Raw genomic sequence first — 18,694 nt, forward strand, 5'->3', positions numbered from 1 at the left:
GGCCAAATTTTGTAAGGTTTAATACAGGACAAAAAATGTTTGAAAATTAGTTAAAGAAAATATGGGATGGTTTACAACTTCCAATGAACTTCAAAAATTTCAAAGAATACTAGGCTCTAGTTGTCATGCTCCTCAAAATACAGTTCAATCTTCTTCACCGCCAAATGATAGGATGCTTTGAGTGCACCCACAGAAGTACCTGTAACCTCAGCGATGTCTTCATATTTCATATCGTCGAAATATTTCATATTGAAAACCAAGCGTTGTTTGTCAGGAAGGGTAAGGAGGGCTTTCTGTAATTTAAGTTGAATTTGCTCTCCCGATATCAAATCGGCAGATTCAATCTTGTTAGAAAGTTCTTCGGTAATATCGTTGATAGGAAGAAAAAAGCGGCGTTTTTTCTTAGCGAGAAAGTTCAGGCATTCATTGGTGGCAATTCGATATAGCCAAGTGTAGAGTTGTGATTCGCCTTTGAAATTTTCAAGACCACGCCAAGCCTTAATGAAGGTTTCTTGGGTAAGGTCATCGGCATCGTCATGGTCAATAACCATTTTTCGGATATGCCAATATACCTTTTGTTGGTATTTACGTACCAACAAATTGAAAGCATAATTTCGAGAATCTGGGTGGTTAAATTTTTCGATTAACTCGTGATCGTTCATATAATTCTCTCATTGTTTAGAAAGTCGATAAGAAGAAGTCTATCAACTAACGAAAACGTAGGCAATTTCTTTCAAAAAGAAACTATCTTCATTGGGCTAACAACTAAGATAGTCTCTTTATGAAAGATAAAAAAGAGAATTATCTCAGAATATTAAGCATTTTTGCGTTCGATAGCTTTAAGTGCTTTTTCGACGATGCTAGCAGCATTTAAGCCGTATTTTTCCATCAATTGTGCAGGAGTTCCAGACTCACCAAATGAATCGTTTACACCTACGTACTCAAGAGGTACATAGTGATGTTGTACTAATACTTGCGCAATTGAATCGCCCAAACCACCATTTACTTGGTGTTCTTCAGCCGATACAGCACAGCCCGTCTTTTTAACAGAGGCTAAGACAGCTTCAACATCCAAAGGTTTAATTGTGTGAATATTGATGATTTCAGCATTGATACCTTTTTCAGCTAAGATTTCACCCGCTTGGATAGCTTCCCAAACCAAGTGTCCTGTAGCAAAGATACTCACATCAGTACCTTCATTTACCATCCATGCCTTACCAATTTCGAATTTTTGGTCAGCAGGAGTAAATACTGGAACTACTGGACGACCAAAACGCAAGTAAACAGGACCTTCGTATTCAGCAACAGCGATAGTCGCAGCTTTTGTTTGGTTAAAGTCGCATGGGTTGATTACAGTCATACCTGGAAGCATTTTCATCAAACCGATATCTTCCAAGATTTGGTGAGTAGCACCATCTTCACCCAACGTCAAACCTGCGTGCGAACAAGCGATTTTAACGTTTTTGTTTGAATAGGCTACCGACTGGCGAATTTGGTCATATACACGACCAGTACCAAAGTTAGCAAAAGTTGTAGCGAAAGGGATTTTGCCACCGATTGTCAAACCAGCTGCAATACCCACCATGTTTGCCTCAGCGATACCTGTTTGGAAGAAGCGCTCAGGGTTTTCTTTAATAAAAGCGTCTAGTTTAAGAGAGCCAATTAAGTCAGCACAAAGTGCTACGACATTTGGGTTGGTTTGTCCCAACACCTGCATACCAGCTCCGAAACCTGAGCGAGTATCTTTTTTCTCTGTGAATGTGTATTTTTTCATCTTCCTATTTTTACTCGATTGCTTTTATCGAGGCACATTGCTTTAGTTTTGTTAAAAAATAATTTGCACTAGGGCAATTGGGATGGTTAGCTGCATTTTCAATGGAGAAACCTGAGTTAATCATTTTTTGAGCGAGCCTTTTCTTTTCATTTCTCCCAACAAGTCCTCTGTTAAACTTTTCCAAATATTTATTTCGAATAGTTTCAAAAGGAATATCTTCGTTTTCAGGATATTCAAATGAATAATCGCCTTGAAAAATCTGATTCATTGCGGAATTATCTGATAGAAACCAAGACTCAATCTGCTTAACAGCTACGATAATAATTTGATTTTCAGATTCAGTAATCCTCAATCGAGTTTTAGTAATACATTGGTCTTGGTCAAGGTCTGTTAAAATAAAAATAACTGAGGCACCTTTTTTGAAAAGATTCTCCCTGTGACTTTTAATATTGTGGGGTAATAGGTTGCCATTTCCTTGGACATTGATTACGCCAACAGAATGAAGTCCGAGTTGATTCAAAAGAGCCTTAAAATTATTAGATTCTAAAATGAAAAGCTCAGTATAACCTTCACAAATAAAACCAATGTTTACCATGGCAACCCACCTCCTAAGGTGTTAGTCAGCCATGCTTCATCCATACTTAAACCATTAAAATCTTCTCCTTTGAACTGCTTTATTTTTGTTTCACCCTTGATTTTATTTACCGTGATTATTTCATCAGGACTGAGTTGAGACACCAATGATTGCGAATGGGTGTTGAGCCATATATAATGACCTTTTTCTTCACAAGCATTTCTGAAAAAATTAACCATCTCTTTAATAACATCGGGAGTAAGTCCATTTTCAGGTTCTTCAATACATAAAAACTGAGGTTCATCTGATTGAAAAACGGCTGTTAAAAGAGCGAGAATATTGTATGTACCGTCTGAGATAAGTTCTTTAGTGAAATATTTTGGTGAAAATCTTTCTTTCACTATTAGAGTATCTGTTCTACTTAAATCAGAAGATTCAATAAAAACATCGTCAAATTCAGGTATAAATAATCTTAACCAATCAAGAATTTCTTCTTTTTTAGATTCTTCTTTTAATATCCTTTTTAAGACTTTTTCAAGATTGTTTGCAGAAAAGGATAAAGTTAAATTATCAGAATAATTGACTTTCTGTTTATCCTTATTTTTAATGAATAGTCTTGAAAATTGTTTTTTATAGAAATTATTCTTAGAAATAACCTTCTTGATTGGGTGGTCATCAGAAAGCTGTTGAAACTCTTCACTTTGAAGTGACAAAGCATTTTTTTCAATATCTTTTTCCGAAAGGTTATTAAGATATTCTAGAAAAGCTTTTTCTTCAAATGAGTCAATTTTCAAACTCCAGTCATCTGTTTCAAAAGAAAATATACGAGGATGATCTATTTTCGATATATTGTCTTCTCCACCAAATAAACCAATACCATTAGTTTCATCACGATACTTAAGATAAAACTCCAACGCCTCAAAAATATTACTTTTCCCTGACCCATTTGGACCAACAAAGACCGTAAATGGATTGGGTTCAATGATTTCTAAATCTGCAATAGATTTAAAATTTTTGATATGTAATTTTTTGATTTTCAAAGTGATAAAAGTTTAATATTCACTCATTCAGTAAATCACTAATTCACTCAATGATTAATAGTCGCCTAAAGTTTCAGGCAATTGCGCTAATGCTGCTGCCAACTGTTCGTCGTTTGGAGCAACACCGTGCCACTTGTGCGAGCCCATCATGAAGTCAACACCTGCACCCATTTCTGTGTACATCAATACCATGATTGGTTGACCATTTCCTGAAAGCTCACGAGCTTGATTCAAGACGCTTACTACATCAGCCATATCATTACCTTTCATGGTAATAACTTTCCAGCCAAATGCTTCGTACTTAGCACCCAAATCACGGTTGTTCATAACCTTTTCAGTTGGACCGTCGATTTGCTGACCGTTCAAGTCAATAAATGCTACTAGGTTGTCAACTTTGTGGTGTGGAGCATACATGGCTGCTTCCCAAACTTGACCTTCATTTTGCTCACCATCACCCATCAAGCAGAAAACCAAAGAATTGTCGTTATTCAATTTCTTTGCTTGTGCTGCACCAATAGATACTGATAAACCTTGACCCAATGAACCTGAAGCAATACGAATACCTTCAAGATGTTCGTGCGTTGTTGGGTGACCTTGTAAACGAGAATTTAATTTACGGAATGTTGCGAGTTCTGCTACTGGAAAATACCCTGCACGCGCCAACACTGAATAAAATACTGGAGAGATGTGACCGTTTGACAAGAAGAACAAGTCTTCGCCAGTGCCGTTCATATCAAATACTCTTTTACCAGATTCGTCAGATTTTAGCGTCATTTGGTCAAAATAAAGCCCTACAAGCAAATCTGTACAGCCTAATGAACCACCTGGGTGACCAGATTGGCATGCATGAACTTGTCTCACAATGTCACGTCTTACTTGTGAAGCAACTTTCTGTAATTCTGAAATTTCCATTATTGATTAGTTATAAGTTATAATGCTTTTTGAGACATACGATTACTCGGTTATTACCTGACTCGTATGGTTTTTGGTATCGACTTTGCTAATGATGTCCTGAATCACGCCATTTTCGTCAATAATAAAAGTAGTACGTGCAGTACCCATGTAGCTTCTTCCATACATAGACTTTTCGACCCATACGCCATAGGCCTCCACAACACTGTGATCTTCATCAGAGATAAGTGTGAAACCTAAACCGTATTTTTCAATAAACTTCTTATGAGATTTTGGACTGTCTACGCTTACCCCTAATACAACGTACCCTTTTGCTTTTAGCCCATCCAAATTGTCATTGAGGTTACAAGCCTGTGCAGTACATCCAGGAGTACTATCCTTAGGGTAAAAGTATAGGACTACTTTTTGTCCTCTAAAATCCGAAAGCTTTACTAATTCTCCATCTTGATTCTTCTGTTCAAAATCTGGAGCTACTGAGCCTACTGTTAGTGACATATCTTCATGGTTTTATTCTACTACAAATATCGGGAAATATTGGGACATAATCCGAGAAAAAAATCCCCCTACTAGTAGGTTTTTGATTTCTAGAGGCTTAAATATATGGTGTCAAAAAGACACGATTTGAATATTCCACAAATATATGAGAAAAATTTTATTTAGAACAGTATAGAACACTTATTTTTTTCTATTTTTTTCGTGGCCTTTATCGAGGCTTTTTTTAATAGCTTGTGGTGCTTTTAAGCTGTCGATAACTGCTGTATATGTTTTACTATTCCCTTGATTATCTACTAACTCCAAGGCCAAGTCTCCGATAAAATTCTGAGTAGAATCACTTTTTACGGACCATATTAACGACTTCTTATATTCGTAATCACACAAAACAAACTTCCCATTAATGGTGGCTTTGAAAGACTTAATTCCAGATAGATTATCAGAAACATGAAATGAAAAACCGTCTTGGGTTTTATTGACTAAGGTTGCTTTTGGTGGGATGGTGTCTGACAATACCTGAAAATCGCCAAGAATATCGGTTTTGAAAGTTACCTCACCATTTCTCCAAGTTCCCCCAAGGAATTTACGATCATGATTGTAAACCGCTGTTTTATCAGGAGAAATAATAGATATTAAAGGCTTGAATGTGACCGTTATTGGCTTCTTCAATGGTGTGAGCGCATCTGCAATTTGAATTTTATTTTTCTCGATTTTAGTGTTTAGATACAAGGTATCATATAGCGATTCGGCTGGGAAAAATATACTTGTGCCAAGAGTCTTAAATGTTTGGTCGACACCTGAATAAATCGCTTTTTGGATGCCAAGAGGAAACTCTGTGGAGTCGATACGTATGCTCGAAGGGATACCTTTTCTCAAATCCCAGAGATAAATAGCAGTATTATTTTTTACAAATTTGATAGGTAGACTCTCCACAGTACTCTGTGTTATTACTTTACAAACTTGGTTTGAGTTTTTAAGATTTTTGGCGCTGATAATCAATGTGTTGTCTTTTGTTGAAGTCGCTACCTGAGTTGGGGCATTGCTTGGAGTTAGAGTTGGAGTATTAGTGCTGATGGCTTGACCTTTTACCGTAAAATGCATTACACTCATATTTTCATTAGTGTCCCATATTTTTATGGTTACTTGGCGGGTTTCTCCTTCCTTTACAAATATTTTACCTTTATTGACTAAAGGTTTATAAACAGGCAGATTTATATTTCCATCATCAATAAAAAGCTTTTGCATTTTCTTACCCGAACTTTTATAGGTAGGGTAATCAAGATGTATGTTTATATCGTTTGAATATGCATCAGGGAATTTCTCCAAATGAAAAAAGTAGGCTTCTTGATTGTCTACAAGCATTTCTACACAATTCAAACCGTTTGTGTGATGTGTATAATTCATGCGATCAACAGCCATTAATTCAATTCCTACCCAGCCATTAGCCAAAATTTCACCTCCAGCAATGGAATAAGACCCGTCATTGGACTTAGTAGGGGAATATCTGTGAGTTTCAAAGTCACTCATCACTCGACTATCAATTTCCAAGGGTTTTATGGCAATCTCCTGAAAAACGGGTGGAGTATTATCCACAATTTCAGTAAAGCCAAAAAGTAAAGGATTCAGAAGGTTGTTACGCCCATCACGAATCTCGAAATGTAAATGTGGCCCAGCCGAACCTCCTGTATTTCCTGAATAGGCAATAAGTTGTCCTTTTTGTACAGGGAATTCGTTTGGCGCTGGTTTTACAGAAATTTCAAAGGTTTGTTTTTTCAAACGTTCTTGTTTAACGTAAGAAGCCATTGGCTCAGCGAACGCCTTTAAATGACCATATACAGTGACTAAGCCAGTTTTGGGATGGGTTACGTACATTACATGTCCATACCCACGTGTTTGGATACGCATTTCTGAAATATACCCCTCATCGGAGGCATACACAGGCAAGCCCTCTCGTCCTTGAGTTTTTATATCTAAACCAGCATGAAAATGATTATGCCTTAAATCGCCCATTCCACCAGCCAAATGGTTTAATTTATTGGGGTTGATAGGAAAAAGCATGCTGCCTTTTGGATAAGGCAAAGTAAGTTTTTGAGAAAAAACTATGTGAGATAAACTACAGAATAAAAGGAATAAGACTTTCTTCAAAACACTCTATTATTAAAAGGTGAATCTACAATTAATTCTATAATAGGGTAGAGGATTTTAACTTTGAAGCGTTGATGAAATGAGGAAGTCAGCAGGAATGAACCTGCTGACGAGTATACAAACTAAATTACTTGATTTCGAAATCAAGCATTTTTCTATCTTCAATATAAGCGGTAAGGCGGTCACCAATTTTTACGGCGCCTACACCAGCAGGTGTTCCTGTAAAAATTAGGTCGCCTGTTTTGAGGGTAAAATATTTAGTAATTTCGGCGATGATTTCGTCAAAATTCCAAAGCATCATCGACGTATTTCCATTTTGGCGAATTTCATTATTTATTTCTAGACGAAAATTTAGATTATTCATATCTGCTATTTCTGATTTTGGAAAGAATCCAGAAATAGGAGCGGAGCCATTAAAACCTTTTGCTTTTTCCCAAGGAAGACCTTTTTCTTTCAATTTGGCTTGTACATCGCGAGCTGTAAAATCGATCCCAATACCGATTTCTTCATAGTATTTATTGGCAAATTTTGCTTCGATGTTTTTACCCATTTTATTGATTTTCAACACGATTTCTACCTCGTAATGTAAATCATTCGAAAATTCAGGAATATAAAAAGGCTCATTGTCACGAAGGAGCGCGGTATCTGGTTTGATAAAAATAACTGGCTCTGAGGGACGTTCGTTTTGAAGTTCAGCGATATGTTCGGCGTAATTACGACCTATACACAAAATTTTCATAAAAAATCGTTAATAGTGAAATTGAAGGAGTTCTCTAAGTAATTTTCATCGAGTATACCCAAAAACGATGATTTTCAGCGTCATAGCATTGAGCTAATGCTATGATATCATCAAACAATGTATTCTTATCTGATTAGCAAGGTTGACGAATGTTATACTTTATTACAAAACTACGTCGAAATACTAGAAAATTTAGTACCTTTTTACAACTTTTGCGTCTGAATACAAAATATGTATAGTCATAAAGGCATTTTCAATTATTTAAGCCTCGAAATGCCAACCGTCATTTTTTTATTTATCAATTTATATATCATTATGAAACGTATCTTATTATACATTCCGCTTGTAGTAGCAGGATTAGTTTGGGCTTGTAGTAGTGTACCTATTACTGGACGTAAGCAATTTTTGTTGGTATCAGACGACGAAATGAACTCTATGGCCTTGACGAGTTACAAACAATTTTTGGATACTAATAAAGTAATATCTCCAACTACCCAACAAGCTGCAATGGTAAAAAAGGTAGGAGATAAAATTGCCAAGGCTGCCCAACAATACTTTGAGCAAACTGGTAATCCTAATTATTTGCAAGGATATCAATGGCAAACAGAGCTAGTACAAAGTAGCGAAGTAAATGCTTGGTGTATGCCAGGAGGTAAGATGGTTGTTTATACAGGTATTTTGCCTGTAACACAAAATGAAACGGGTCTTGCTGTAGTAATGGGTCATGAAGTATCGCATGCCATTGCCAAACATGGTGCTGAGCGCATGAGTCAAGGTATGTTTGCTCAAGGTCTTTTAGCAGTTGGTCAGGCTGGACTTAGTGTTGCGATGAAAGATAAGCCACAAGCAACTCAGAGTTTGTGGAATAACGTTTTTGGTGTAGCAGCACCAATTGGTGCTCAAGTGACCTTATTAGCATATGGTCGTGGACAAGAGTCCGAAGCAGATCACTTGGGATTGATTTTTATGTCAATGGCAGGATACGATCCTAACGAAGCGATTGGTTTTTGGGGTAGAATGGCAAAATTAGGTTCGGGCTCAAAACCTCCAAAAATATTATCGACACACCCAACGGATGAGCAGCGTATTGCTGATATCAAAAGACTCCTTCCCGAGGCATTAAAATATTACAGACCAGCAGGTTCGGGAGGAATGCAGAGAAACTAGGAGAAGTGGTGATTTTTGAATTGTGAATGTGATTTTTAATTTTCAGTATTTTACATTTACAATTATCTACTAGGACTGTACGAAAAATTTCAAACTATTGCAGATTTAGAATTTCGGAAATAAAGTAAAATACCTTTGTTTATCACAAAATACAGAAGCTTATACTTCCGAAATCCAACATCCCAAATCAGCAATATCTGGAATTGCGTTAAACAAAAAAAGCTATCCCGAAGGATAGCTTTTTTGTTTTGGGTATATCTTAAATTAGATAGTTCCAGCTAAAACTTTCTCTACTTTCTCAGCAGCTTCTTTCAAAACTACAGCAGAGTAAACTTTAAGACCTGATTCATCGATGATTTTAGCACCTTCAGCAGCGTTTGTTCCTTGCAAACGAACGATGATAGGTACAGGAATATCACCAATAGCTTTGTAAGCTTCAACAACACCAGTAGCAACACGGTCGCAACGAACGATACCACCGAAGATGTTGATAAGAATAGCCTTAACGTTTGGATCTTTCAAGATAATACGGAAACCAGCTTCTACTGTTTTAGCGTTTGCACCACCCCCAACGTCAAGGAAGTTAGCAGGCTCGCCACCAGAAAGTTTGATGATGTCCATTGTAGCCATTGCCAAACCAGCGCCATTAACCATGCAACCAACGTTACCGTCAAGTTTTACATAGTTAAGGTCGTTTGCCGAAGCTTCAACTTCCAAAGGATCCTCTTCGCTAGTGTCACGCAAAGCGATGAAATCTGGGTGACGGAACAAAGCGTTGTCATCAAGATTCACTTTAGCATCAACAGCTAGGATTTTATTATCTGAAGTCTTCAACACAGGGTTGATTTCGAACATTGAAGAGTCAGTATTCAAATATGCTTTGTAAAGCGCATTGATGAATTTCACCATTTCTTTGAAAGCCTCACCAGACAAACCAAGTGCGAAAGCAACTTTACGAGCTTGGAATTGTTGAAGACCAACACGAGGGTCAATCCATTCTTTGATAATTTTTTCTGGAGAATGTTCAGCCACCTCCTCGATGTCCATACCACCTTCAGTAGAAGCCATAATTACATTACAGCCTTTAGCGCGGTCTAACAAAATAGAAAGGTAGAATTCTTTAATTTCAGAAGGACCTGGATAGTAAACATCTTCCGAGATCAAAACTTTGTGAACTTTTTTACCTTCTGGACCAGTTTGGTGAGTAATCAACTGCATTCCTAGGATTTGTTCTGCTTTTTCACGAACTTCTTCTAGGTTTTTAGCAAGTTTAACACCACCTCCTTTACCGCGTCCACCTGCGTGGATTTGAGCCTTCACTACGTGCCATCCGGTACCAGTTTTGGCCGTTAATTCACGGGCAGCTTCTACTGCCAGTGCTGGTGTATCAACAACGATGCCTTCTTGGATGCGAACACCGTAGCTTTTCAAAATGTCTTTAGCTTGATACTCGTGAATGTTCATTTGATATACAATTGTTTATGAAACTTTAATGTACAATGCAGGAAAAAGCTTCCTTTTGGGACAATGACCCAATAATGCTGGTGAATTTGCGACAAACAATAGTACGCATTTCACTGTTATTGGAGAAATCGCTCGCTAAATTACTGACAAAGTTCTAAACATAGTGTTTTTCTTTGCTAAATATTTATAGTCTGTTGATTATTTATCCTTAAAATGAACCGTAACAGGTACAGAGACAGGCTTGAAAATAAAAATTATTTTTATCCTTCGGAATGAAAAAATTGACTTGTTAATGATTTTTTTACAACTTGGCCTCACTAATATAATATTACCAATAATTATATAATTTCTCTTCTCATAATTATAACTAAACTAAGCTGAGGTTTGTTGCTATTAGTAGTTTATACTCATTTTATGGCTATTAATTAGTGAATTTACTTTCATTTTGATTTTTACGGGTGTAAACTTGTGAGGTGCGTTGTGCTCAACGTAACCTGATTTTTCTATTTTTTTCATTTTTTAACTAAACACATACACTTCATGAAGAAGCTTTTACTAATGAGTTTCCTGCTTGTGGTTGGTATTTTCTTTCAATCGAATGCCCAAGAACGCAAGATTACAGGAAAGGTTACATCTTCGGCTGATGGCTCAGCTCTTCCAAGCGTGACGGTGCAAGTAGTGGGTACTACAAAAGGTACACAATCAGATGCGTCTGGTAATTTTACTATTACAGTTCCAAGTTCAAAATCTGTATTATCGTTTCGTTTTGTTGGTTTTTTGTCACAAGAAATTACTGTGGGTGGACAATCTACCATCAATGTTGTTTTGAAAGAAGATTCCAAGGCGCTTGAAGAGGTTTTGGTAGTTGGTTATGGTACGCAAGCCAAAAGAGATTTGACTGGTAACGTTGCCCAAATCAGCTCTAAAGCCATTGAAGGTTTGCCGGTAGTTTCTACCGAACAAGCTATCCAAGGTCGTGCAGCGGGTGTATTTATCGAGTCTGGTAACGGTAAAGTAGGACAAGGCGTAAAGATTCGTATTCGTGGCTCTTCTTCAGTTTCGGCTGGAAACAACCCTCTATATGTAGTTGATGGTATTCCTATTACATCAACAGACCAATCATCAACGGGGGGGCCTACCAACCCAATTGCTGATATTAACTTCAATGATATTGAGTCGATTGAAATTTTGAAAGATGCAGCAGCATCTGCTATTTATGGTTCGCGTGCCTCGAATGGTGTGGTTCTTATCACAACCAAAAGAGGTAAGTCTGGTAAAACAAATGTAAACATCAACTACTTCTCAGGGTCGAGTGAGGCTACTGGCCATAGAGAGTTTTTGAATACAGCACAATACGTAGAGTTATTTACCGAAGCTCGTGTAAATAATGGCTATTCTGCTTCAGGAGGTTATACCAGATTTGATAGATACGCATTGGGCGAAAGAGCTCGTTGGCAAGATCCAACTTCTGCTAATTACACAAGTACAAACTGGGAGAAGCAAGTATTAAGAACTGGAAAAATCAATCAGTTTGATTTGAGCATCACAGGTGGTAATGACAAAACTAAATTTTATGCTTCAGGTTCTTACAGCAAGCAAGATGGTATTATCGTTAAAAACAGTTTCGAGCGTATTTCAAGCCGTTTAAATGTTGACCACAAAGCTTCTGATAAGGTATCATTGGGTATCAACTTTAGCATGGCCAGAACATTCAATACTCGTTTGTCAAACGATAACGCGTTCTCAACTCCAATGCAAATTGTGGCTTTGTCACCTATTTCACCAGTAATTGACCCACGTACAGGAGAGTATACAGATAGCTATAACGGCGCTGTGGTTACTCAATATTACAACCCATTGTTGTCGATAAAATATACTGATAACAATACAGAAGTATATCGTAGTATTGGCAATGTATATGGACAGTGGAATATTCTTCCGTCTCTATCTTTCCGCTCGGAGTATGGTTATGATATGTTATTCCAAAACGAAGAGCAATATTACGGTAAAGAAACTGCAAGAAATAATACTACCGCAGTAAACGGAGAAGCATACAAAACGAATACGTTGATGTTCAACTACTCGACTAACAACTTCTTTAGTTTCAATAAAAATATCAACGACTTGCACGATATTCAAGCAGTAGGGGGTATGTCTTACCAACAATCAAAAAGAAATTATATGGATGCAACAGCAAGAAGCTTCCCAAGTAACTCTTATAAAATGTTGGTTTCAGGTGCTACAAAAGCGGATGCTAACTCTACTGAAACATTCTTTTCATTCTTGTCATATTTCGGTCGTTTGAACTATAAATTTAGCAATAAGTATTTGTTCGGATTTACAGGTCGTGTAGATGCTTCTTCTCGTTTTGGTGCAAACAATAGATACGGTTTCTTCCCGTCTGCCTCGGTAGGTTGGATTGTGTCGGAAGAAGAGTTTATCAAAGATATTCCTCAGATAAGCTATTTGAAATTGCGCGCAAGCTATGGTTTGACTGGTAATGCCGAAATTAATAATAATGCTGCCAATGGTTTATACTCAGCTGCTTTTGGTTATGTAGGTACACCAGGACAAAGACCTGTTCAATTGGCGAACCCTGACTTGAGATGGGAAAAAACTGCGCAAACAGATATTGGTGTAGAATTTGGTTTCTTCAACAACCGTGTTTCTGCTGAGGTAGATTATTATTTCAAGAAAACATCAGATTTATTACTTAACGTAAACGTTCCTGGTACAAGTGGTTATTCTTCATTGTTGAAAAACGTTGGTGAATTAGAAAATAAAGGTTGGGAGTTTGTATTAAGAACTGATAACTCTTTTGGTGATTTGAAATGGAAGGCTGCTATCAACGCTGCAACAAACGTAAATAAAATCTTGAACTTGCAAGGTCAGGTAATTACGGGAGGTTTCTTAAACAGAGCGGTAGAAGGACAACCTTTAGGTGTTTTTGTTGGGCCTGAATACGCTGGTGTTGATCCTGCAAATGGTGATGCTCTTTATTACAAGAATACAAAAAATACTGATGGATCATTAGATAGAGCTACAACTAATGATGTAAACCAAGCTGAGTATGTGGTAATTGGTAATCCTAACCCAAAATGGATTGGTGGTCTTACAAACGAATTCTCATATAAAGGTGTTGATTTCTCTTTCACATTCCAAGGAGTTTATGGTAACTCAGTATATAATGGTGCTGGTAAGTTTATGTCTGCAAATGGAGATTTCTATGATAATCAGACTGTAGATCAAATGAACCGTTGGCAAAAGCCTGGGGATATAACAAACGTTCCTCAAGCCAGATATTTGGGTGGAAATGGTACTGCAGAATCTTCACGTTATTTGCAAGATGCAAGTTATACACGTTTGAAAACAATCACATTGGGTTATACTTTCCCTAGCTCTGTAGTAAATAAGTTGAAATTGAGCAAATTGAGAGTTTATGCAACTGCTAACAACTTGTTGACATTTACCAAATATACAGGATGGGATCCTGAAGTTAACACGGACTATTTGGGTGGTGTAGCTGCTGGTAACGACTTCTATTCGGCACCTCAACCTAAGACTATCACGGTAGGTTTGAATTTAGGTTTTTAATTAGAGAGAAGTTGAAAGGTTAACTTAAAATCGAAAAACAATGAAATTGAAACATAAATTAATATATACTATCGCTCTTGGCTTGTTCTTGTCAAGTTGCGACAACAAACTAGACGTAAAGCCTGTAACTAATATTGATGCCTCAACAGCGGTACAGACGTCGGCAGATGTGGAGGCAATCTTGATTGGTGCATACGACTCAATGGGTGATGCAGATGTTTTGGGTGGTAACCCACAGCGTGATGCTGAGCTAATTGGTGATAATGGCGATATCGAGTGGCAAGGTACTTTTGTGGCTCCTGCTCAGATATTCAATAAGAATATGTTGAGAGATAATGGTCAGGCTGCTACTACTTGGTTAGATACCTATCGTACTATTAACGTTGCCAATACGGTATTGGCAAACCTTGGTGTAGTAACAACTGCTAAGAAAAGTAAGGTTGAAGGCGAAGCTAAGGCAATTCGTGCTTGGATGCTATTTAACTTGGTAAGAGCTTATGCCAAAGCTTATGTAGATGGTGATCCAAAAACCAATTTGGGTGTACCTGTTGTAACTACGCCAACTGCAGCCATTACTGAAGCAAACTTTGTTTCAAGAAATACAGTTGAGCAGGTTTATCAGCAAGTAATTACAGATCTTACTAGTGCGGAGTCGTTGTTGCCAGCAACCAACGGGATTTTTATCAGTAAATCTACTGCAGCTGCACTATTGGCACGTGTATATTTGTCTCAAGGCAACTACGAATTGGCTCGTCAAGCTGCCAACCGTGTAATCACTTCAGGTGCGTATTCTCTTGTTGCTTCTTTTGATTTGGCGTTTAACAACCGTTCAAATTCATCAGAAGATATTTTTGCTGTACAACAAACAGAGCAAGACAACGATAATGGTTATAATACTTTCTTTGCTTCGCCAGATTATGGTGGTAGAGGAGATATCAAAATCAATGATAAACACTTAGCTTCTTACGAATCTGGTGATGAACGCGGGTTGTTCTTCTATGAGTCTGGAGATATTTTTACAGCTAAATGGGCAGACCAGTTTGCCAACATTCCACAGATTCGTTTGTCTGAAATGTATTTGATTCGTGCTGAAGCTAATTTCCGTTTGGGTGGTGCTCCAGTGGGTGCTACAGCTTTGTCTGATATCAACCGTGTAAGAGCTCGTGCTAATGCATCGTTATATACTTCATTGACTTTAGATGCTATTTTGAAAGAACGTCGTTTTGAATTAGCTTTTGAAGGTCATTTGATTCACGATATTAAACGTAATAAGGAAACAATCGTAAAAACTATTGGTAATGATGTAAGAGTGTATCCTTTCAACTCACCCAAATTGATATTCCCAATTCCGATGAGAGAAACTGACGCAAACACTCAGTTGGTTCAGAATGAAGGATATTAATACTAGAATTATCTAAAACAAAAGGCATCAGCTCTTAAGAGTTGGTGCTTTTTGTTTTTAGGGATATTTCCTTTTTCAGAAATATTATCGTTTTTTTGCTATCTCAAAATGAAGCAATCGGTTTTACCGTTTTAATCAAGATGCAGAGAAAGGTCGTATAAAATATGAAGGGCATCTAAAACAGCAGTTAAGAATGTTAATAGCAAAAAATATCATCAAACGCTACGCTTCCTTGCAGGTACTTAAAGGAATAGACCTGAATATCAATAAAGGGGAGATTGTCTCAATTGTTGGTGCTTCTGGGGCAGGTAAAAGTACCTTATTGCACATATTGGGCACATTGGATCAACCAGACTCAGGAAGTTTAATTATCGATGGGCAAGATGTAACTCAGCTAGGAGAGAAGGCTTTGGCTACTTTTAGAAATGAAAAAATTGGATTTATTTTTCAATTTCATAACCTACTAGGCGAGTTCTCAGCACTTGAAAATGTTTGTATGCCTTCATTTATTAGTGGAAAAGGAGATAAAGCCGTAAGGGATAGAGCCGAGGAATTATTAGTAATGCTAGGACTAAAAGATAGAATCAATAATCTACCTTCACAAATGTCGGGTGGTGAGCAACAACGTACTGCCGTGGCTAGAGCGCTGATGAATGCACCTGCGATTATCTTTGCCGACGAGCCATCGGGTAATTTAGATTCAAAAAATGCACAGGAGCTCCATGAACTGTTTTTTACCTTAAGAGATCAATTTCAGCAAACTTTTGTTATCGTAACACACAACGAGGAGTTGGCCAATATGGCCGACCGTAAACTCATTATGCAAGATGGCTTGATTGTAAATTAATTATAGTTGTCTTACCCTAGGTTTCAAAACTCAGCAGTCTAGGGTAAGACAATTTTATTAGCTTGTTCTGCTATTTACGATTTTATCATATTCGGTGTCATAAGGCTCCCAAAGCTCAATTTTATTGCCTTCAAGGTCTAAAATATGAACAAATTTTCCAAACTCTAGTTCTTCTATTTCATCCAAAATAGTGACACCTTCAAGGCGAAGTATTTCTACTAATTCTCTCAAATTATCGACACGATAATTAATCATGAACTCCTTATTGGATGGCGCGAAGTATTGAGTGCTATCAGGAAAAGGACTCCATTGAGTGAAGCCTTTTTGTTCGTCCATTTGACGCCACTCAAAATTTGTTCCGTATTCATCGGTGTTAAAGCCTAGATGCTCTTCATACCAATTTTTTAATTGTTGTGGGTCTTTACATTTAAAAAAGACACCACCGATTCCTGTCACTCTCTTCATTTATTATATGTTGTTAACTTGGATTTTAGACTAAGCAAGGGGGATGATTCCAAATTTACCATTTAGGACTCAAAATATGATACAATTTCTATGAAAAAAACAGAGATAAACTAATAGTAATTGATTGAAATTCAATTGTCTGTAGAAAAGCTATAACAGAGATGGGAATGTAGCAAGTAAGTGGGTCACATTAAATAAATTGTACATGTAATAGGTACTAGACTTTAGGCTACAGGCAAAAAGAATCAAAGTATTTCTAACGACCTTATTCATATATTTTTGCTGATAGCCTATAGCTTAAAACTGAATGCAATGTAAAAACTAACTGATTGCGAACATAAAGTGTTGATAATAGTAATATTACATTTAAACCTAAAGCTTTACGAAGGATTTTAACGATTACGGATTTGAGATTTCTAATTTCGGAAATAAAGTACAATACCTGTATTTTTTACAAAATATAGAAGGTTATTCTTCCGATATCCGATATCCGAAATAGATAGTCAGTTTTAGAATCCTTCTTGCACTATTAGCTCAACATCTAGCATTTATGCTTAGGAATCCATGTCAATACTGATAATGAAAAGGCAAGGGGAGAAATAGAATTAAGTAGATTGACTTAGAAGTTTGAACAAATCAAATACGAAGTTCATGATGAGATTGTTTACTTTACTAACAGATTCGTATTAAATTGCGTGTTGTTTGGTAAGATAGTGTGGTCGATTCGTTATTTTTGCAAAGATGAAACTTTTTGATTTTAAATATACACGCCAATCCATTGGTATTTTCCTCGTATTTATGGGGTCTCCTTTGATATTCTTTTTCAAAGAGACATTAGGATTTGGTGGTTCTTCAGCTTTTACTCTAGCAGGTTTTTGCTCTGGATTTGTTTTTATGGTATCTACGGATACTTTTAGGAAATTCTACAAATTAAATACGCCTATTTTTCGATTAGGAGTGATTTTTACGCTTGTTTCTCTGATTTATTTTTATGCGTATAATGATGTTTATACGGATACCTATATTGTGGGAAGAGATATTGCCAACTATATCTTGATAGGAGTTTTTTTCTTTATGCTGGTGTCTGTTTCGAACGAAGTAAAGGATTATTTCTTACCAGTAACAGTAGCTTTGACGTTTTTGGGGAGTATATGTTTGATCTACTCAATGGCGACTAATCCCTTGTTTGTTCTTGGACAAAGAGCAACGGTTGTGTTTGGTGACGGTACATCTGCTTCTAATGGTAACCCTCACGTATATGCAAGGAATGCGTTTGCTGGTATTTTTGCTTCCTACTTCATGTTTCAAACTCGAAACTCTCTTTGGAAGCTTTTTTGTATTACCAATTTCTTCATTTCACTGGCCGTATTAGTCATGGCTCAGGTTCGTACTATTCTCTTGGCATTCTTTATGGCGGTTGCGCTGTATGTCTATTTTAACTCATCTCCATCAAGTATCAAAAATGCAATAAAAGGATTTTTTAGTCCTCGAAATATATTGATTATGCTCTTGTTGATTGCTGGAGTTATTTATTACTTTATAACACATCAGCAATTGTTAGATATTTTAATAAGCTATTATGAGAACTCAAGTACAGCTCTTACAAAGGCTGTTTTGACTGCCGCAGGAATGGCTGATGAAAAAAACATTGACTATTCTGCCATGGGACGTGTGGGAAACTTAGAGTTTTTTAAATCAATACTCTATGGTGAGCCACATTCTTTGATTTTGGGTAAAGGGTATCGATTTTGGTACATGGATATGCCAATAGTGGAAGCTTTGTTGGATTATGGTATCATCGGATTGTGGAGTTTTGGCTTAATGAATTTATTGATTTTAAAGGAATCATTAAAAGCAATGAAAGCTAGAAATAATCCATTCACGATGTTTCTTGCCTATTTTTATTTGACTTACTTCTTAGGACTTTTTACGGGTGGACGACCAAACGATACGCCATATTGGTTTGTATTTGCGGTAATGATTCGTTTTATGGGAGTGACCTATCTTGACTTATTACCAAAAGGAACAACGTCTTCTGTAGAAAACAGCAATCCAACAAGTCCTGCGACACAAGTTTAA

General features: G+C 37.0%; 15 protein-coding genes. 5 read left to right on the top strand and 10 right to left on the bottom strand.

Annotation, left to right across the window (positions count from 1 at the left end; translation table 11 throughout):
- Positions 1-116 precede the first annotated feature (116 nt).
- The 8 genes from BWI92_RS11735 to BWI92_RS11770 all read right to left on the bottom strand — a co-directional run bounded on the left by BWI92_RS11735 (position 117) and on the right by BWI92_RS11770 (position 7,676).
- Positions 117-662, bottom strand: a complete 546-nt coding sequence (locus tag BWI92_RS11735; protein ID WP_095163452.1) for an RNA polymerase sigma factor — start codon at positions 660-662, stop codon at positions 117-119.
- Between the two features lie 152 nt (positions 663-814).
- Positions 815-1,774 (bottom strand): transketolase family protein, encoded by a 960-nt coding sequence (locus BWI92_RS11740; protein WP_095163453.1) that lies wholly within the window; start codon positions 1,772-1,774, stop codon positions 815-817.
- Between the two features lie 10 nt (positions 1,775-1,784).
- Positions 1,785-2,369 (bottom strand): hypothetical protein, encoded by a 585-nt coding sequence (locus tag BWI92_RS11745; RefSeq protein ID WP_095163454.1) that lies wholly within the window; start codon positions 2,367-2,369, stop codon positions 1,785-1,787.
- Positions 2,363-3,388, bottom strand: coding sequence for an AAA family ATPase (locus BWI92_RS11750; RefSeq protein ID WP_095163455.1), 1,026 nt, complete (start codon positions 3,386-3,388; stop codon positions 2,363-2,365). Before BWI92_RS11750 ends, BWI92_RS11745 begins: the two co-directional genes overlap by 7 nt.
- A gap of 54 nt (positions 3,389-3,442) precedes the next feature.
- Positions 3,443-4,300, bottom strand: a complete 858-nt coding sequence (locus tag BWI92_RS11755; RefSeq protein ID WP_095163456.1) for a transketolase — start codon at positions 4,298-4,300, stop codon at positions 3,443-3,445.
- Positions 4,301-4,342: 42 nt separating this feature from the next.
- The gene (gene bcp / locus BWI92_RS11760; protein WP_095163457.1) at positions 4,343-4,795 is read right to left on the bottom strand and encodes a thioredoxin-dependent thiol peroxidase; all 453 of its coding nucleotides are present in this window, start codon (positions 4,793-4,795) and stop codon (positions 4,343-4,345) included.
- A 180-nt stretch (positions 4,796-4,975) separates the two neighbouring features.
- Positions 4,976-6,850, bottom strand: a complete 1,875-nt coding sequence (locus BWI92_RS28560) for a M23 family metallopeptidase (protein ID WP_095163458.1) — start codon at positions 6,848-6,850, stop codon at positions 4,976-4,978.
- 214 nt (positions 6,851-7,064) lie between these two features.
- Positions 7,065-7,676, bottom strand: coding sequence for a fumarylacetoacetate hydrolase family protein (locus BWI92_RS11770; protein ID WP_095163459.1), 612 nt, complete (start codon positions 7,674-7,676; stop codon positions 7,065-7,067).
- 315 nt (positions 7,677-7,991) lie between these two features.
- Here BWI92_RS11770 and BWI92_RS11775 point away from each other — a divergent pair, with 315 nt between their 5' ends.
- Entirely contained in the window at positions 7,992-8,843 is an 852-nt protein-coding gene (locus BWI92_RS11775; protein WP_095163530.1) for a M48 family metallopeptidase, read from the top strand.
- Between the two features lie 264 nt (positions 8,844-9,107).
- On the opposite strand, the gene sucC is transcribed toward BWI92_RS11775, so the two are convergent.
- Complete coding sequence (gene sucC, locus BWI92_RS11780; protein ID WP_095163460.1) at positions 9,108-10,307, bottom strand: ADP-forming succinate--CoA ligase subunit beta; 1,200 nt, start codon at positions 10,305-10,307, stop codon at positions 9,108-9,110.
- 540 nt (positions 10,308-10,847) lie between these two features.
- Here sucC and BWI92_RS11785 point away from each other — a divergent pair.
- The 3 genes from BWI92_RS11785 to BWI92_RS11795 all read left to right on the top strand — a co-directional run bounded on the left by BWI92_RS11785 (position 10,848) and on the right by BWI92_RS11795 (position 16,150).
- Complete coding sequence (locus BWI92_RS11785; RefSeq protein ID WP_095163461.1) at positions 10,848-13,901, top strand: TonB-dependent receptor; 3,054 nt, start codon at positions 10,848-10,850, stop codon at positions 13,899-13,901.
- Between the two features lie 40 nt (positions 13,902-13,941).
- Positions 13,942-15,303, top strand: coding sequence for a RagB/SusD family nutrient uptake outer membrane protein (locus tag BWI92_RS11790; protein ID WP_095163462.1), 1,362 nt, complete (start codon positions 13,942-13,944; stop codon positions 15,301-15,303).
- 193 nt (positions 15,304-15,496) lie between these two features.
- Positions 15,497-16,150, top strand: coding sequence for an ABC transporter ATP-binding protein (locus tag BWI92_RS11795; RefSeq protein WP_095163463.1), 654 nt, complete (start codon positions 15,497-15,499; stop codon positions 16,148-16,150).
- Between the two features lie 57 nt (positions 16,151-16,207).
- Here the strand turns inward: BWI92_RS11795 and BWI92_RS11800 are convergent, their stop codons facing one another.
- Positions 16,208-16,615, bottom strand: a complete 408-nt coding sequence (locus tag BWI92_RS11800; protein ID WP_095163464.1) for a VOC family protein — start codon at positions 16,613-16,615, stop codon at positions 16,208-16,210.
- A gap of 741 nt (positions 16,616-17,356) precedes the next feature.
- Between BWI92_RS11800 and BWI92_RS11805 the strand changes: the two genes are divergently transcribed.
- A complete protein-coding gene (locus tag BWI92_RS11805; protein WP_095163465.1) occupies positions 17,357-18,694 on the top strand; it encodes a hypothetical protein in 1,338 nt (445 codons plus the stop codon).

The sequence above is a fragment of the Flectobacillus sp. BAB-3569 genome (assembly GCF_002270355.1).
Classification (GTDB): Bacteria; Bacteroidota; Bacteroidia; order Cytophagales; family Spirosomataceae; genus Flectobacillus; species Flectobacillus roseus.

Coding starts and splice junctions, on each gene's coding strand:
- BWI92_RS11735 (WP_095163452.1), bottom strand. CDS start 662: ATGAACGATCACGAGTTAATCGAAAAATTTAACCACCCAGATTCTCGA.
- BWI92_RS11740 (WP_095163453.1), bottom strand. CDS start 1,774: ATGAAAAAATACACATTCACAGAGAAAAAAGATACTCGCTCAGGTTTC.
- BWI92_RS11745 (WP_095163454.1), bottom strand. CDS start 2,369: ATGGTAAACATTGGTTTTATTTGTGAAGGTTATACTGAGCTTTTCATT.
- BWI92_RS11755 (WP_095163456.1), bottom strand. CDS start 4,300: ATGGAAATTTCAGAATTACAGAAAGTTGCTTCACAAGTAAGACGTGAC.
- bcp (WP_095163457.1), bottom strand. CDS start 4,795: ATGTCACTAACAGTAGGCTCAGTAGCTCCAGATTTTGAACAGAAGAAT.
- BWI92_RS28560 (WP_095163458.1), bottom strand. CDS start 6,850: ATGCTTTTTCCTATCAACCCCAATAAATTAAACCATTTGGCTGGTGGA.
- BWI92_RS11770 (WP_095163459.1), bottom strand. CDS start 7,676: ATGAAAATTTTGTGTATAGGTCGTAATTACGCCGAACATATCGCTGAA.
- BWI92_RS11775 (WP_095163530.1), top strand. CDS start 7,992: ATGAAACGTATCTTATTATACATTCCGCTTGTAGTAGCAGGATTAGTT.
- sucC (WP_095163460.1), bottom strand. CDS start 10,307: ATGAACATTCACGAGTATCAAGCTAAAGACATTTTGAAAAGCTACGGT.
- BWI92_RS11785 (WP_095163461.1), top strand. CDS start 10,848: ATGAAGAAGCTTTTACTAATGAGTTTCCTGCTTGTGGTTGGTATTTTC.
- BWI92_RS11790 (WP_095163462.1), top strand. CDS start 13,942: ATGAAATTGAAACATAAATTAATATATACTATCGCTCTTGGCTTGTTC.
- BWI92_RS11795 (WP_095163463.1), top strand. CDS start 15,497: ATGTTAATAGCAAAAAATATCATCAAACGCTACGCTTCCTTGCAGGTA.
- BWI92_RS11800 (WP_095163464.1), bottom strand. CDS start 16,615: ATGAAGAGAGTGACAGGAATCGGTGGTGTCTTTTTTAAATGTAAAGAC.
- BWI92_RS11805 (WP_095163465.1), top strand. CDS start 17,357: ATGAAACTTTTTGATTTTAAATATACACGCCAATCCATTGGTATTTTC.